Here is a 15,310-nt window from a genome sequence, read left to right as displayed (position 1 = left end):
ACGCAGCCTGCGCCGGCGACGCCCGCTGTCGACACGGCGCTCGGCGGCCGGCTCTTCGACAAGTTTTATGGGAAAGAGCCCCCGTTCTCGGCCTTCGTCCCCGATAGCTCGAAGACCAAAGGGGCCCTGGACGGCCAAGGCGGTCCCTCGGGCAATGGGACGCTGAAGCTCGGATCCGGGGAGACGATGAGCAACGACGCTGGCCATGACTATCGGCTCAAGAACTTCTTCGGCTGGGATCTCAAAGGGCGCGAGGGCATCTATGGGCCGAGCGCGATGGCGAAGGGGTACGCCGTCTCGAGGAACCTCCTCGGGGGACGCGAGACGCAAGAGGAGCTCGTCCTCCTGTTCACGAAGGGGGATCGCGAGATCCCCGCGTACGGCGACGTGCTCACGCCCCCTCAGATCGAGGCCATGGCCGCGTTCGTGACCGGCGTCCGCGACGGCGCGCTCCCGCACCCCGACCAGATCTTCACGGTCAAGCCGCCGGCTCAAGGGCATTACGCGCTCCTGCCGGGCGGCGACGCCGCCCGTGGGAAGGCTCACATCAAGGAGCGCTGCACGTCGTGCCACGGCGACGACGGGACGAAGGTGCTCTTCGACGACGGCGCCTACTCGCTCGGCTCGCACGCGCGGCAGAAGGCGTACGAGGACTGGTTCAAGATCTTGAACGGACAGCCGGGCTCGCCCATGGAGCGTCAGGTCCGCGGGAGCACAGGCAAGGAGATGGCGCAGGAGATCCTCGATATCCTGGCCGCCCTCTGCGATCGCGGGGCGTTCCCTCCCGGGAAGGCGACGGCGAAGGACGTCGCGGACGGCGACGGGCGCTGCGGCGCTTATCTGAAATAAGGGCGCGGCGCGAGGCGCCCGGTTCAGCGCCGCAGCCGGGAGCAACAATCGTCGGCCTCGCCCGGAGCATGCGATAGAGCGACGGGCCGTGCAGCCCGAGCCGCGCCGCGAGTCCGCCTGCATGCGCGGGAGCGTCGCCGATCGCGTCCGGGAGCCCGAGGCCCGCCGCCGCGCACATCGCGTGACAGAGCCACGTGGCCTACGCGATGTCATTGAAGCGCTGTCGGCCGGCGCTCCGAGCGACCGCCTGCGCGTGAGGTGCGGGTAGCATGGAAGGATGACGAACCCTCTGAAATTGACGCTGACGGTCGCCCTCATCCTCGCCGGCTGCGACGACCCGCCGAACGCCGCCGGCGGCGCAGGCGCACCGGCGGACGCGTCCCCCCCGCCGGCGGACGGCGGCAGCGAGGACGGCGGCGGAACCGGCGAGGACGCATCGGCGCCGCCGCCCGGCGACACGCTGAGCGCGCGCTATCCGGACGACGTGGGGATCGGGGGCGACCCGGCCGTGCTCTTCCACGACGACTTCGAGGCAGGGTGGGGGCGCTGGGACGGGCCCACCGCCGACACGCGCACCCTGCACATCGAGGCCGACCCGGCCACGGCTCATGGTGGACGGGGCTATCTCCGCTCGACCGTGACGACCGCCGAGCTGGAGGAGGAGACGTACGTCTCCTCCTCCACGTGGGTCACCCACGAGCGCGCCGACGCGATCTACTGGCGCTTCCACGTGCGCTTCCCCGAGCTCGCCCCGAACCCGCACCACTGGGTGCGCATGGCGGCGGGCGTCGAGGGGTGGGACGCGAGCGGCCTCGCGAATACGGTGCCGCCCGGAGACGAGGGGTTCTGGTTCGACTTCGACACGAACACCGACGACGTCTTCAACTTCTACGTCTACTGGTACAAGATGCGCTCCGGCCGCTGCAACGACGGGACCGCCACGCCCGGCTGCGCGGGCGATCAAGGCAGCACGTACTACTACGGCAACGTCTTCCAGCCGCCGGGTCAGGCGCCGTTCCCGCGCGACCGCTGGTTCTGCGTCGAGATGCACGCGCGCGCGAACACGGTCGGCGCGAGCGACGGCGCGCTCGCGTTCTGGATCGACGGCGTGGCGATCGGCGACTATCGCCCTGGCCACCCCGAGGGCACCTGGCTCCGCGCCGAGTTCCACACGGGAGGGTGCGATTTCAGCGCGTGCACGCCGCCCGGCCCGTTCGAGGGCTTCGAGTTCCGCTCGAGCGGCGACGTGCGCTTCAAGAGCTTCGTGCTCGACGCGTACTACGAGCGCGACTCGGACGCGCGCCGGCGGGCGGAGATGGAGGCGCGCGGGCTGGCGGTCTCCGACGCGCGCACCATCCTGTACGACGACGTCGTCGTCGCGACCGAGCGCATCGGCTGTCGTCGCTGAGGCGCGCTCCGACCCCGGCGTCTTGCGCGATCTCCCCCGTGTGTCCCGCGGTGCTCGTGCACCCCACGCGCAGCCCCGCCGAGAGCCGGCAAGCACGTTGTGCGATGGTGGGAAGCAATGAACCCATGGTGGCGCGCCGGGGCCGATCAGGTCTTGCGGAACCAATCCTCCACCCAGGCAGGAAACACGTGCTTCGACCGCTGGCGAACCCACGTCTGTGGAGTCATGCCCTTCACGTTCGGCAGCCGCGATACGAGGTGATCCGGGACGGCGTGCAAGGACCACCAGCCTCCGGCCAGCCTCTTGGTAGATTCCATACGAAGGTAGGTGTAGCTCGCGGGCCGCGCGCCGCTCGAGTCGGACAGATCCTCCTGCTCGTCGGGGTAGCGGATGCGCTCGTTGCCGGCCTTGGCGCCCCGCCCGGTGTTGCGCCCCTTGGGCTGCGCCTGAACGAACAGCCGGGCTCGCCCATGGAGCGTCAGGTCCGCGGGAGCACAGGCAAGGAGATGGCGCAGGAGATCCTCGATATCCTGGCCGCTCTCTGCGATCGCGGGGCGTTCCCTCCAGGAAAGGCGACGGCGAACGACGTCGAGAGCGGCGATGGGCGCTGCGGCGCTTACCTGAAATAGCCGCGTGCCCCGCTGATTGATCGGCGCGCGGCACAGGCCGCCGCGAGGGCGCCACGGGCGTGCGGCGCGGGGATCCATCGACAGCGTTCGCCGTCGATGCTGGGCACACGTCATCGTATACTCCCCAGGAACTACGTCATCGTATACTCCCCAGGAACTACGCCTTCGGCGCGGGATTCCTTCCTCGGCGCGCACGATGGCAATCCTTGCTGCTTGTTGCCCAGACGTGGGGGCAATCGTTGCCAGTACGGCAAAGTTTGCCATGCGCACGCTGGACCCGCAGGCGGGCTCGCTGGCGCGCCAACCGCTCCGTGCGGCGCGATCGGTGCGCCGCGCCGCCCGTTCTCCTCGATGGGCCACGCGCTCGGCAGGGCGGCACGTCGGTTGCCATGAAGCTCTGCCAGCCGGGCTCGCCGGTGATGACAGAGAGAGAATAAGCCATGAACAAGATCCAGAACGTCCTCCTCCATGCCTCCTTCCTCGGCCTCGTCGTGATGGCCATGCCTGGGTGTCCAGGCGAGAGCGAAGCGCCTGTGGAGCAAACGCCGGCGGAGCAAGCGCAGGCCATCTGCGCCAAGTTCGACGCGTGTGGGGAGCTGGGCGAGGGCCAGACCGTTCAGCTGTGCGCGACCACGCTCGACGAAGTCTACGACGCCATGCAGAACGACAACGTCTGCGGTCCTCTGGTCCAACAGTACCAGACGGCCATGGCCTGCTTGTCGCAAGAGATGTCCTGTGAGGAGCTCGACAGCGCCACCTCCGAAGAAGGCGGCCCCTCGAAGGGTCAACCGTGCTTCGAGGAGTACGAGCGCGCCACGAAGGCCCTGGATGAGGCGAAGAAGCGGGATCCCGAGAAGGCGGAGGGCTGCGCCTTCGCTTACGCGTTGTCCATGATGGCCGCCCAAGAGGGCGCCATCATGGGGGAGCCGGAGGAAGACGGCATACCGTGCACGACGGCAGAGGACTGCCCGGATATCCAGTGCGCGGATCCGGAGCGCGGTGGCCAGGTTTGCGTGAACGGTACGTGTGCCCCGGAGGAGGTCCTGTGCGACTGAGCGCGCCCCACCCGCTTGCCGGGGCGAGACGCCTCCCTGCGCGATGAGCCGCCGGAATGCCTCTGGGGAGCGCAACCCGCTCCTCAGGGACTCCCCATCCCCTTCCTGCGGCGCTGGCTCGGCCGAGGGGAGGCCGACGCCCTGACCGCCGTTGCGCGCCCCGCGCGGGTGCTAGGGTGGCGCTCATGTCGAACGTGCTCCGAGCGGCGCTCCTGAGCCTCTTCGGCAGCCTCGCCCTCGGCTGTGCCTCCCCTGGCCCGCCCGCCGCCGCGCCGGCGCCCGGGGCGCCCGCAGAGCCCCCAGCGCCCGCAGATCTCGTGATCAGGGCCGGTGTCGTCCGGACCATGGCCCCCGGGAGCCCGCGCGCCGAGGCGGTCGCCGTGCGCGGCGAGCGGATCGTCTTCGTGGGCAGCGCGGCAGGCGCCAAGGCCTTCGTCGGGCCGGCGACGCGCGTCGTGGAGCTGCCGGGGCGCGCGGTCGTGCCCGGGCTCGTCGACGGGCACGCCCACCTCTACGGGCTCGGCGTCGCGCTGGAGACGCCGAGCGTGCGCGGCGCGAGGAGCGCGGAGGCGGCGGCCGCGGTCGTGGCCGAGGCGGCGAAGGCCCGCCCGAGGGGCGAGTGGATCACCGGGCGCGGCTGGGACCAGAACCTCTGGCCGGGCGCGGCGTTCCCCACGCACGCCCCGCTCGACGCCGCGGCGCCGGAGCACCCGGTGGCGTTGCGCCGCGTCGACGGGCACGCGCTCTGGGCGAACGCGGCGGCGATGCGCGCGGCCGGGGTCGGCAGGGGCGCGCAGGATCCGCCGGGCGGGCGCATCCTGCGCGACGCGGCGGGCGAGCCGACGGGCGTCTTCATCGATAACGCGATGGACCTCGTCGAGGCCAAGATCCCCGCCGATCCGCCCGCCGTGCGCGAGCGGCGCATCCTGCGGGCCGCCGAGGAGGCGCTCTCGTCCGGGCTCACGGGCGTGCACGAGATGGGCATCGACGACGAGACCGTGGCGGTCTACCGCGCGCTCGCCGCCGCCGGGCGGCTGCCGATCCGCGTCCACGCATACCTCGCGGGCGCGGGGCGGCTCGAGGGGCTGAGTGCGCGCGCGCCCGACGCGGACGCGGCGGGCACGGCGATGTTCGTGCTGCGCGGGGTCAAGCTCTTCGCCGATGGCGCGCTCGGCTCGCGCGGCGCGGCGCTCCTCGCGCCGTACGCGGACGAGCCCTCGACGAGCGGCCTCCTGCTGATGGATCGCGAGGCGCTCGCGCGCGCGGCGCGGCTCGTCGCCGACGCCGGTTTCCAGCTCGCGGTGCACGCGATCGGCGACCGCGCGAACCGCGCCGTGCTCGACGCGTTCGAGGCGCTCGGCCCGGGGCGAGCGGCGGCGCTCCGGTTCCGGGTGGAGCACGCGCAGATCGTCTCGCCCGACGATCTGCCGCGCTTCGCGGCGCTCGGCGCGATCGCGTCGATGCAGCCGACCCACGCGACGAGCGACATGCCGTGGGTGCCCGCGCGGCTCGGCGCCCACCGCCTGAAGGGCGCGTACGCCTGGCATTCGCTGCTCGCGTCGGGCGCGCGCGTCGTGTTCGGCTCGGATTTCCCGGTGGAGGAGCCCTCGCCGCTGCTCGGCATCTACGCGGCCGTGACCCGGCAGGATCTCTCGGGGCAGCCCCCGGGCGGGTGGATGCCCGAGGAGCGGCTCGACCTCGACGAGGCGCTCGTGGCCTTCACCGCGGCGCCCGCGTACGCCGCCTGGGCCGAGGGCCAGCGGGGCCGGATCGCGCCGGGCTACGTGGCCGATCTGACGGTCCTCGGCCGGGATCTCTCGCCCGATCGCTCGCTCGTCGACACGCCGATCGAGATGGTGGTCGTGGGCGGCCGCGTGGCGCGCGCGCCGCGCCCCCATCGCGCGGCGCGCGCGCCATGAGGGCGGCGCACCGCCGCGGAGCGCGGCTCCGCCGGACGGGCGGCCGGGCTCGCCGTTGCGGCCGGCGGCGCCGCTCGCCTACGCTCGCGCGCGAGGGAACCTGCGGGATGATCCAAGCCATCCTCTTCGATCTGGACAACTGCCTGAGCGCAGCGGACGAGGTGGGGAGAGAGCTCCTCGATCCGGTCTTCGCGGCGATCCGGCGGGCGAACCGGGGCAAGCTGTCCGAGGAGGCGCTCGAACGGGCGTTCTCCGACTGCTGGCGCCACGCGCTCGATTTCGTCGCCCGGGAGCACGGCTTCTCCGCGGAGATGCTCGCCGCCGGCTGGGCGGCGTGCGCCCAGCTGGAGGTGACGGCGCCGATGCGCGGCTACCCCGACCTCGGCGCGCTCGCGGAGCTGCCCACCCTGCGCTTCCTGGTGACGTCCGGCTTTCGACGGCTCCAGGAGAGCAAGATCAGGGCGCTCGGGCTCGCGCGCCTCTTCGTGGAGATCCACGTCGACGCCATCGATGAGCCGGGCAGGAAGGGAAAGCAGGGGATCTTCGAGGAGATCTTGCGCGCTCACCGCCTCGACCCCAGAGAGGCGCTCGTGGTCGGCGACAACCTGGCGTCGGAGATCGAGGCGGGAAACCGGCTCGGGATCAGGACGGCGCAGCTCCTGCGGCCGGGCGTGCCTCGAGGCGAGGGCGCGACGTACACCCTTCACGGCCTGGACGAGCTGAAGGCGCTCGTGGCGCGCGAGAACGGAGGGCGAGCTCCGTGACGCGCGCGCGGACCGTACAGCGCCTACGAGCGTAGGATCGGGCGCATGATCGCACGCTACCAGATCGTCCGCGGGCGCCGTCGGGACGGCGATCCGTTGCCAGAGGGCAGACGGTACGACACGCGCAAGCACACGCAGCACGTCCTGAGGCCCACCCCGGAGATCGTCGAAGCGCTCCTGTCCGACCCCTCGCAAGCGAGCTTCGAGCGGTTTCGCGCCGCCTACATCGCGGTGCTCGATCAGCGGTTTGCGGAGCAAGCGTCGCGCTTCGACGCGCTGGCGCAGGAGGCCCGGGAGGGCGACGTCTTCCTCGGCTGCAACTGCCCCACGGCGCGCCAGCCCGACGTTCGGCGCTGTCACACGTCGCTGGCGCTGGAGTACCTCGCGCGCAAGTACCCGGACCTGGACGTGAGGTTCGGCGCGCGGTGAGGGGTCATCCGGCGCGGTTCAGCGCCGCAGCCGCGAGCAGCAGTCGTCGGCCTCGGGGGCGGTGAGCGCGGGCCGCGCGCCGCTCGAGTCGGACAGATCCTCCTGCTCGTCGGGGTAGCGGATGCGCTCGTCGCCGGCCTTGGCGCCCTGCCCGGCGCTCCGCCCCTTGGGCTCTTCCCAGTCCTCCTGGCGCCCGAGCGCGGTCAGGTCGAGGAAGTAGTACGAGCCGCCCGTCGACTCCGTGCCGCGCCCGTAGGTCGAGTAGGTGTGGTACACGCGCTCGCCGTCGCGCAGGAAGCAGCTCAGCCCGTGCAGGTCGAAGGGCTGCTTGCCGCCCAGATAATACGCGGAGCCCGCCTGCTCGTGCTCGGCGGGCGTACGGTAGTTGTACTCCACCGGCGCGACCGACTCGTCGAGCGTGACGTGGTAGTCGTAGTTGAAGCGGCTGCCCTCCGACGAGTACCAGGGCACGGGCCAGCCCATGCGCGCCTTGAACGGCGCGATCTTCTCCCACGGAGCGCGCGAGATGAACGCGAACGTGGTGTCGACCGCGTGCCAGTGCCGCAGGTGGCCCTTCGAGATCTGATCGGCGTAGCCCGAGCAGCTCGGGCAGCCGCGGTCCTTGGGTTTGCCGTCCTCGAACAGCCACATGAAGTGATAAACGATGAGCTGCTGCCGGCCCTCGAACAGATCGAGCAGGCGCAGCCTGCCGTGCTGCCCCGAGAACTCGTAGGGCTCGGTCACCTCGACCATCGGCAGGCGCCGCCGATCCGCGTTGAGCTGGTCGCGCGCTCGCGTCAGCTCCTTCTCGCGGGTAAGCAGCGCCTTGCGCGCCTCCAGCCACTCGGCGCGCGAGACGACGCGCGGTAGTTCGATCCGGGTCATGGGTACGTCTCCTGGGTGATCGGGAATGGGCCTCGCCCGGTGCGGGCGGTGCCCGGGGACGGGCTCGGAGCATGGACTGCCGGAGCGCGCGGATCTCATCGGCGCGCTGGTCGAAAGAGCGTCCACCCCCGGCGAGACGGTGGCATTATTTTTGCTTTATTTTGCTAAACTGGAGGCGCTCGTGACGCGTGACGCGGCGGACGAGCTCCAGCTCGCTCACCACCGCGCTGGATCACGCTGGGTGAGGGGACCGCGATCGTCACGCTGCGGGGCGTGACATGTCACGCTCCAGGGGCGAGACATGTCTCGCTGCGGGGCGTGACATGTCTCGCTCCGGGGCGTGACATGTCACGCTGGAAGGCTCACGCCGGAGGCGTTGCCGCGCACGTGGCCAGCGGCCATGCCGCGATGCTCCCGGCCTTCGAGCGCGCAACCGCGCTGCTGCCACGAGTCTGGCACGGTCCGTGATGTCCATCGGGCCGACAGGAACAGGAGCGGAGCGTCGCTGCGAAAGGCAGCGCCGCTCCGCTCCGGTGCTTGATCTTCGCGAGCGATCGCCGTGACGCCCCGTCACGCCTCGGCGCCGGAGCGGCGGCGTGCGTCTCGCGCTCTGGCAGCCCGAGCGGCTGCGATAGGTGAACTTCATGGTGATGGCACGTCGTTTACGCGTTTCTCCTTTGCACGCCGCGACCGCGCTCGCCGCGATCCTCCTCTCCGCCTGCAGCGCCGACGAGGGCGCCGCGCCGCAGGGGGCCCCCGAGGAGACGGAGGCGCTCGGCTCCGCGCCGAGCGCCCTCGATCCCCCGCTCCACAAGGCGCAAGGGCTCGGCGCGGGCCTGCGCCACGCCTGCGCCGTCCTGAAGACCGGTGCCCTCAAGTGCTGGGGCCTCAACGCGCGCGGCCAGCTCGGCCTCGGCGATGTCGCCAGCCGGGGCGACGGCGCCGGCGAGATGGGGGCCGCGCTTCCGGCGAGCTTCGGACAGGGGATCTCCGCGGTCACCGCCGGGCACGAGCATACCTGCGCGCTGCTCCGCGAGCCCTCTTCGCCCGACGTGGGCCTCAAGTGCTGGGGGCGCAACGACCTCGGTCAGCTCGGCCAGCCGGAGCTGCCGGAGCACCGCGGCGATGACCCCGACGAGATGCTGGGGCTCTTCTACAGCTACCTGGGCGAGGGAGCCACCGTCGCGTCCGCGGACGCGGGCGCGAACCACACGTGCGCCGTGCTGAACGGCGGCCAGCTCAAGTGCTGGGGGCAGAACAACGCCGGTCAGCTCGGGCTCGGCGACCTGAACAACCGCGGCGACGCGGAGACCGAGATGTACATCGTCCCCGCGATCCCGCTCGGCGGCGGCCACACCGCCAAGTCCGTCGCTGCCGGGTCACAGCATACCTGCGTGCTGCTCGACGACGACAGGGTCAAGTGCTGGGGGCAGAACAACGCCGGTCAGCTCGGGCTCGGCGACCTGACCCCGCGCGGCGGGACCGCCGGCACCAAGCCGGCGCTCGTCTCCACGGTCCCGCTGGACGACCTCGACGACAAGGCCAAGGCGATCGTCGCGGGCGGCTATCACACCTGCGCCATCCTCGGCGACGACACGGTCAAGTGCTGGGGCAACAACGAGCTCGGCCAGCTCGGCCAGGGTCACACGAGCAACCTCGGCGGCACCCCGTCGACCACGCCGGAGACCTTCACGCCCATCCCGCTCGGCGGCCCGGTGAAGGCGCTCTCTGCCGGCACATTCCACACCTGCGCCATCCTCGGCGACGACACGGTCAAGTGCTGGGGCGACAACATGTTCGGCCAGCTGGGCCTCGGAGACTGGGACAACCGCGGCGACGATCCCGGCGAGATCGCGGGCCTCGCGGCGGTCGATCTGGGTCCCGGCCTCACCGCCAAGGCGATCGCCGCCGGCGCCTATTTCACGTGCGCGCTCCTGAACACCGATGAGATCAAGTGCTGGGGTGACTCCACCGGCGGCGCGCTGGGTTTCCCCGGCTGCTCTGGCTCGTCACCCCACTGCGGCGACGAGCCGGGCGAGATGGGCGCGCTGCTCCCCGTGGTCGATCTGGGACCGGACAAGCTCTCGGTCGGCGGCTGCGGCTCCCCCACCGTGGTGCTTTACGACGTGCCCGCCGGCTACGTCACCCCGAACAAGCTCTGTCTCCACGGGACGGGTACGCTGGACCTCGCGGACATCCCGCTCGGGACCTCCGGCAACCGCTGGGACGGGGACGTCAAGAGCGTCTTCGTCAACCTGCCGCCCGGCGATCCCGACTGGGGCGGCCTGCTGTACGACGGCTCCTGCTCGGGCTTCGACTGCTCCTCCCAGCACTTCACCGGCGCCGACGCGGGGGACCTCGAGGCGGACGCGACCGGCCAGGCGGCGACCCACGTGGCGCTCTTCCGTCTGAAGGAGCCGATCCCCACGGCGGAGATGACCTCCGGCGTGCCTCGGTTCGTCATCTGGGACAACAGGATGACGTCCGCCTCGGTCCCGGCCGCCGCGCAGGAGAGCACCTTCGTGTGGGTCGGCGACCGCCACACGAACAGGTGGACCGATCCGGACGCGAACCCCGACGCCATCGTCGGTCATTACATGCCGCTGTCGGGGGTCGACGACGGCCGCCTGGCGCGCTGCCAGACGAGCAGCGACTGCGTCCTGGAAGGATACAGCTGCGTCCCGTTCGAGGCCTCGAGGTACGCGAACGACGTGACGTACGACTACTACAAGGGCGCGACCGTGTGCGACCACACCTACGCCACGATGCGCGATTGCGTGCCGGACGCCGGGCTCGATGGCACGACGCCCGACACCTTCAACGGCAGGTATCAGGACGAATCCTGCAAGGCGAACCCGGACATCACGATGTACGGCCAATCGATCGCCGGCGTGTGCAACAAGATCAGCAGCGCCGCGAACGCTCCCTACAAGTGCTTCTACTCGACCCCGCTCAGGGGCGTGATCAACACCAGGTACTGGGACGCGACCCATCCGGACTGGCTCCTCCGGCGCTGCGACCAGCACGGCGAGCCGAAGGACGGGCGCGAGAACATCGCCGATCCGACGAAGCGACAGCTCGATAACGTGGTGCGGTGGACATCCGAGAACCCGGCCTTCGATTTCACGAATCCCGAGGTGATCAGCGCGATGCTCGCGCAGATCCGCGGCCGGTGGGCGACGGGGCGCCGGTACGGCGCGCTGGCGTTCGACATGGTGAAGCTGCCCAACTACGCCGGGGCGTGCGGCGTCTATGCGAACGGGACGACGTGGGTCCCCAAGTACAACGGCAATCAGAAATATGATCCCGTGGCCTGCGCCGGGACGTGCGCCCCGGAGGACCCGGAGTGTGCTGCGCGGGAGGGCTTCTGCGACTGGAAGTTCACGCGCGACGTGACCAGGTGGGTGAAGCGCATGCGAGACGAGATGCACAAGGACGGCAAGCGCATCACCGCGAACCTCGGTTTCACCGGTTCGATCGCGCCCATCTACACGATCCCGGCCAGCAACCCGACGCTCGCCGGGCCCGGCGGGGTCTTCGACACGCTCGACGGCGTCCTCACCGAGGCGGGGTTCAACTTCGGCCTGTGCAACAACTTCTCGTTCGACGCGTCCCCGGCCTGCTGGAGCGGCGCGGCGGTCAACTACTGGAGCAACATGCACGGCTACATGCTCGGCGTGCAGAGCCGCTCGAAGCCTTTCTATCTCAAGACGTCCATCCCTGACCTGAGCGTCGGCGCGGAGAGGGATGCGCATATCGAATGGGCGATCGCGAACTATCTGGTGTCCGAGGCGGGGCTCGCGAGCCTGTACGTCACGCCCTGGACCGACGCCTCGGGCGCGTCGGACTTCCCGCATCTCGAGGCCCAGCTCGGCGCCGCGTGCGGCGCTCCAGACTTCATCGAGGCGCCGGCGGGCACGAGGGTCGGGGTCACGCGGCGGTTCTCGCGCGGGTTTGCGGCCGTCAACTTCCGCCCGACCCCGACCGTGCCCGCTGCGGACAGCGTCACGGTCCCTCTCCCGGCGGGCACGTTCACCAAGTGGAACCCGATCTCGGAGGCGTACGACGCGCCCGTGGACTGCAGCAGCGCGCCCCCGCTGCCGAACGATTGCGTCATCCCGCCCCAGCAAGGCCGCGTGTTCGTCCGGCAGGGCGCCCCCTCCTGCCCTTGACGCGCCTGTCGGCCTGAACAGCGTATCGCGCCGCAGGGTGCAGCATGCTGCATCCTGCGGCGGCTCCGCGCGGTCAGACTGGATTTTCACAGGAGGAGATCGGCGGACGCAGCGCCGACCTGGGCACCGCTCGAAGGGATGCGACCTGAAGCGAAGCACCTCCCCGCCGGGGCCCCGGGTCCGGCGATGGCGCCGCGAGCGCCCTGGAGCGGGGCCAGTTTGGTGAAAATCCGGGCTAGCTCGCCGCGCCTGATCTGGGCTAGGGTGCGACGCATGGAGCTCGCCTGCGAGCCGGCCCCACCCGTCTCCGGGGTGTTCGTCGTGCTCGCGCTGGGCGCGCCTCCCAGCGACCTGGGCCCGTGACAGCGGCCCATGGAGTCTCGACCATGAACGAACTCTCCGACAACCAAAGCGCGAGGCGCCGTCCGGGCCCTCGTTCCTGGCCCGGCGCCCATCGCGTGTCGCGGCGCCCCGCGGGCCTCGGGCCTCGACTCGCCCTTGCCTTGCTCGTGGGCGTGAGCCTCGGCTCGGCGGCCTGCGGCGGCGTCACCGCGTTCGAAGGGGGGCGGGCCTTCACCATCGCGGGCACGCCGCCCCCGCCCCCGCCCCCGCCCCCGCCCGAGAAGAAGCGCGTGGAGGTGACGGAGAAGCAGATCGTCATCAACGAGAAGATCCTCTTCGAGCACGACAAGGCGGTGATCCGGACGGAGTCGCACAGCCTGCTCAACGAGGTCGTCGACACGATCAAGAAGCACCCGCACATCAAGAAGATCGCCATCGAGGGGCACGCGAGCTCCGATGGCGCGGACGAGCACAACCTGAAGCTCTCGGATCGGCGCGCGAAGGCCGTGATGGAGTACCTCGTCCAGCACGGGATCCCTCAGGGCATGCTCACCGCGAAGGGCTTCGGCGAGACCAAGCCCATCGCGGACAACGAGTCGGAGGAGGGGCGTGAGAAGAACCGCCGGGTCGAGTTCAACATCGTCGAGCAGGACACCGCGAAGCCCGCGGCGGAGGGGCAGTAGATGCTGATCCGGGGTCGATCCACGAACGCTGCTCCCGGCAAGGAGGCGCGCATGAAGCACTGGCTCTTGGGTGTTGTCGTTCTGGCCTCGTCGGGCGCGTCCACGGGGTGCTCCTTCGCGCTGCGGAGCCCGGAGATGTACCGAGACGACACGGCCGCGCTGCTCGCGACGAGAGAGGAGCAGATCCGCGCGTGCTACGACGCGGAGCTCGCGCGGAATCCCGGCGCGGAGGGCAAGGTCACCGTCAGCTTCCTCGTGCTCGAGGACAGCGGCCGCCTCGTGGACATCGTCGTCGAGCCGGAGGGCACCACCGCCTCGAAGGAGGTGGCGAGCTGCGTCGTCGACTCGATCGAGGGGCTCGTCCTGACGCCGGCGGATGAGAACAAGGGCAAGGGGAAGTTCGTCTGGGAGTTCACGCCCCGAGCCCCCAAGGCGTAACGCAGCCTTCGCTCGGCCTTCAGGCAGACGTCTCCCCTCTCCCCTCTCCCGTCTCCCCTCTCCCGTCTCCCCTCTCCCCTCTCCCGTGCTCGTCCCTCGTGCGCGTGCGCGTGCGCGTGCGCGATTCCTCGCAGTCCGCGCGCCACCGCGGCCGGTCGCCGCGGAACGGGTCCACGACAGTGTCACACGCCCGCGACGCGAGCTGTCACGCGCGCGCGACAGCGCCGCTGGGTCTCCCCTCTTCGTGACAAGCCGGGCCGCTCGACGCCGCGGCCTGGCGCGCAAGGCCAGATCGCCCTCGATCAGCGCCTCTCGCGACGCCGGACACGAGGCTTGGCCAGAGCGGGTCTCGCCGTACCGCGCCCGCGGCATGCGCGTTGCAGTCGCCCTTCCGCGATCACACCACGATCGCTGTCAACATCGGAATCGAGGAAGGGGACTGGTCATGAAAAGCAAGGCTCTGCTCGTGGGCTCTCTCGTCGCTGGCATCATGAACGCAGGTTGCGGTGAAGCCCACGATGGGACCGAGGAGGACGGGGTGGACTCCGCCCAGCAGGCGCTCATCTCTCGCACCTGGGCGTATGCCTGGGCGCAGCAGGCGACGGGCTCGTTCACCGCGAGCGCGAGCTACTCGCGGAGCTCCTCCGGAGACCTCTTCGGGGAGGGGGTGGACAACACCGTCACGCAGCTCGGCACCGGGCGGTATCGCGTGCGGTTTCCAGGCATCGGCGCGGATGCCGGCGGCAATGTCCAGGTCACGGCCTACGGTCCGGGCTCCGAGCGCTGCAAGGTCGAGGGCTGGAACGCAAGCGGCAGCGCCGTCGACGTCCGCGTCAATTGCTTCACCGCCGGCGGCGCGCCGGTCGACACCCTCTTCAGCATCGCGTATGTCCGCAAGTCGGGCACAGGGCCCTCGCACGAAGCGTACGTCTGGGCGGACAACCCGACGGCGCCGGCGTACACGCCGAACCTGACGTACCAGTTCAACTCGAGCGGCGACAGCAACACGATCGAGCGCCAGGGCGTGGGTCGCTATGCCGTCACCCTGCCGTCGCAGACCGCGGCCGGCGGGACGGTGGAGGTCACCGCCTACGGCCCGGGCAGCGAGCACTGCAAGGTCGGCAGCTGGGCGCAGTCCGGAGACGACACGGTGGTGTACGTGCGCTGCTTCGACAGCTCGGGCGCCGCGGCGGATGGGCGTTTCACCCTCAACTTCGCGCGCTCGACGCAGGTCAACGGCGCGATGTCGTACAGCTACGCCTGGGCGCACGACGCCACGGCCGCGGCGTACACGCCGAGCCTCTCCTATCAGAAAGGCTACATCGCGGGCGACGTGGGCGACGTCACAACCGACATCACCGCCGGGCGCACGTCCGCAGGCCGCTATGTCGTCAACCTCCCCGGCATGGCGGCGACCGGCTCGAACGTGCAGGTCACGGCCTACGGCACCGGCTCGGAGCACTGCAAGGTCGTCAGCTGGTCCGGCGACGGGGCGGAGACGCAGGCCTACGTCGCCTGCTTCGACGCGAGCGGCGCGGCGGCGGACGCGCGCTTCGTCCTCGTGTTCACGGACACCAAGACCCTCTTCTTGTAAGGATGTCAAGGGCGGGCGAGCGGGCCGGCACCGGCCCTCTCGCCCGAAGCGCGAGCGCGCCCGGTGAGCGAGACGTCGACTGGTTCCGTCGACCCGAGCCGAGATCGCCACGCGGGACCGCACGCCCCGCTCGGGCGGCCGCG

12 protein-coding genes are annotated in these 15,310 nt (G+C 70.8%); 10 read left to right on the top strand and 2 right to left on the bottom strand.

Features of this window, described 5'->3' with window-relative positions; translation table 11 throughout:
* Positions 1-186 precede the first annotated feature (186 nt).
* Both WME83_RS48730 and WME83_RS48725 read left to right on the top strand, forming a co-directional pair.
* On the top strand, positions 187-849 hold the full coding sequence (locus WME83_RS48730; protein WP_437316545.1) for a hypothetical protein: 663 nt from the start codon (positions 187-189) through the stop codon (positions 847-849).
* Between the two features lie 277 nt (positions 850-1,126).
* Entirely contained in the window at positions 1,127-2,257 is a 1,131-nt protein-coding gene (locus tag WME83_RS48725) for a hypothetical protein (RefSeq protein ID WP_437316544.1), read from the top strand.
* Positions 2,258-2,403: 146 nt separating this feature from the next.
* Here WME83_RS48725 and WME83_RS48720 read toward each other — a convergent pair whose 3' ends face one another.
* A complete protein-coding gene (locus tag WME83_RS48720; protein ID WP_437316543.1) occupies positions 2,404-2,964 on the bottom strand; it encodes a hypothetical protein in 561 nt (186 codons plus the stop codon).
* A gap of 362 nt (positions 2,965-3,326) precedes the next feature.
* Between WME83_RS48720 and WME83_RS48715 the strand changes: the two genes are divergently transcribed.
* From WME83_RS48715 to WME83_RS48700, 4 genes are all read left to right on the top strand, one after another.
* Positions 3,327-3,941, top strand: coding sequence for a hypothetical protein (locus WME83_RS48715; RefSeq protein WP_437316542.1), 615 nt, complete (start codon positions 3,327-3,329; stop codon positions 3,939-3,941).
* A gap of 185 nt (positions 3,942-4,126) precedes the next feature.
* Complete coding sequence (locus tag WME83_RS48710; protein ID WP_437316541.1) at positions 4,127-5,860, top strand: amidohydrolase; 1,734 nt, start codon at positions 4,127-4,129, stop codon at positions 5,858-5,860.
* Between the two features lie 107 nt (positions 5,861-5,967).
* Positions 5,968-6,624 carry an HAD family hydrolase gene (locus tag WME83_RS48705; RefSeq protein WP_437316540.1) on the top strand — a complete coding sequence of 219 codons (657 nt, stop codon included), beginning with the start codon at positions 5,968-5,970 and terminating at the stop codon, positions 6,622-6,624.
* A gap of 45 nt (positions 6,625-6,669) precedes the next feature.
* Complete coding sequence (locus tag WME83_RS48700; protein WP_437316539.1) at positions 6,670-7,053, top strand: hypothetical protein; 384 nt, start codon at positions 6,670-6,672, stop codon at positions 7,051-7,053.
* 18 nt (positions 7,054-7,071) lie between these two features.
* On the opposite strand, the gene WME83_RS48695 is transcribed toward WME83_RS48700, so the two are convergent.
* On the bottom strand, positions 7,072-7,938 hold the full coding sequence (locus WME83_RS48695; protein ID WP_437316538.1) for a DUF899 domain-containing protein: 867 nt from the start codon (positions 7,936-7,938) through the stop codon (positions 7,072-7,074).
* Between the two features lie 677 nt (positions 7,939-8,615).
* Here WME83_RS48695 and WME83_RS48690 point away from each other — a divergent pair.
* From WME83_RS48690 to WME83_RS48675, 4 genes are all read left to right on the top strand, one after another.
* Complete coding sequence (locus WME83_RS48690; RefSeq protein ID WP_437316537.1) at positions 8,616-12,110, top strand: RCC1 domain-containing protein; 3,495 nt, start codon at positions 8,616-8,618, stop codon at positions 12,108-12,110.
* 515 nt (positions 12,111-12,625) lie between these two features.
* The gene (locus tag WME83_RS48685) at positions 12,626-13,135 is read left to right on the top strand and encodes an OmpA family protein (protein ID WP_437316536.1); all 510 of its coding nucleotides are present in this window, start codon (positions 12,626-12,628) and stop codon (positions 13,133-13,135) included.
* A gap of 51 nt (positions 13,136-13,186) precedes the next feature.
* On the top strand, positions 13,187-13,573 hold the full coding sequence (locus WME83_RS48680) for an AgmX/PglI C-terminal domain-containing protein (RefSeq protein ID WP_437316535.1): 387 nt from the start codon (positions 13,187-13,189) through the stop codon (positions 13,571-13,573).
* Between the two features lie 445 nt (positions 13,574-14,018).
* Positions 14,019-15,167, top strand: coding sequence for a hypothetical protein (locus WME83_RS48675; protein ID WP_437316534.1), 1,149 nt, complete (start codon positions 14,019-14,021; stop codon positions 15,165-15,167).
* Positions 15,168-15,310: the final 143 nt, after the last annotated feature.

It is taken from the genome of Sorangium sp. So ce385, from assembly GCF_051474135.1.
In the GTDB taxonomy this organism is placed as follows: domain Bacteria; phylum Myxococcota_A; class Polyangia; order Polyangiales; family Polyangiaceae; genus Sorangium; species Sorangium cellulosum_D.
Note: the sequence above shows the minus strand (reverse complement) of the source record. Positions and strands in the feature narration are given on the sequence as shown.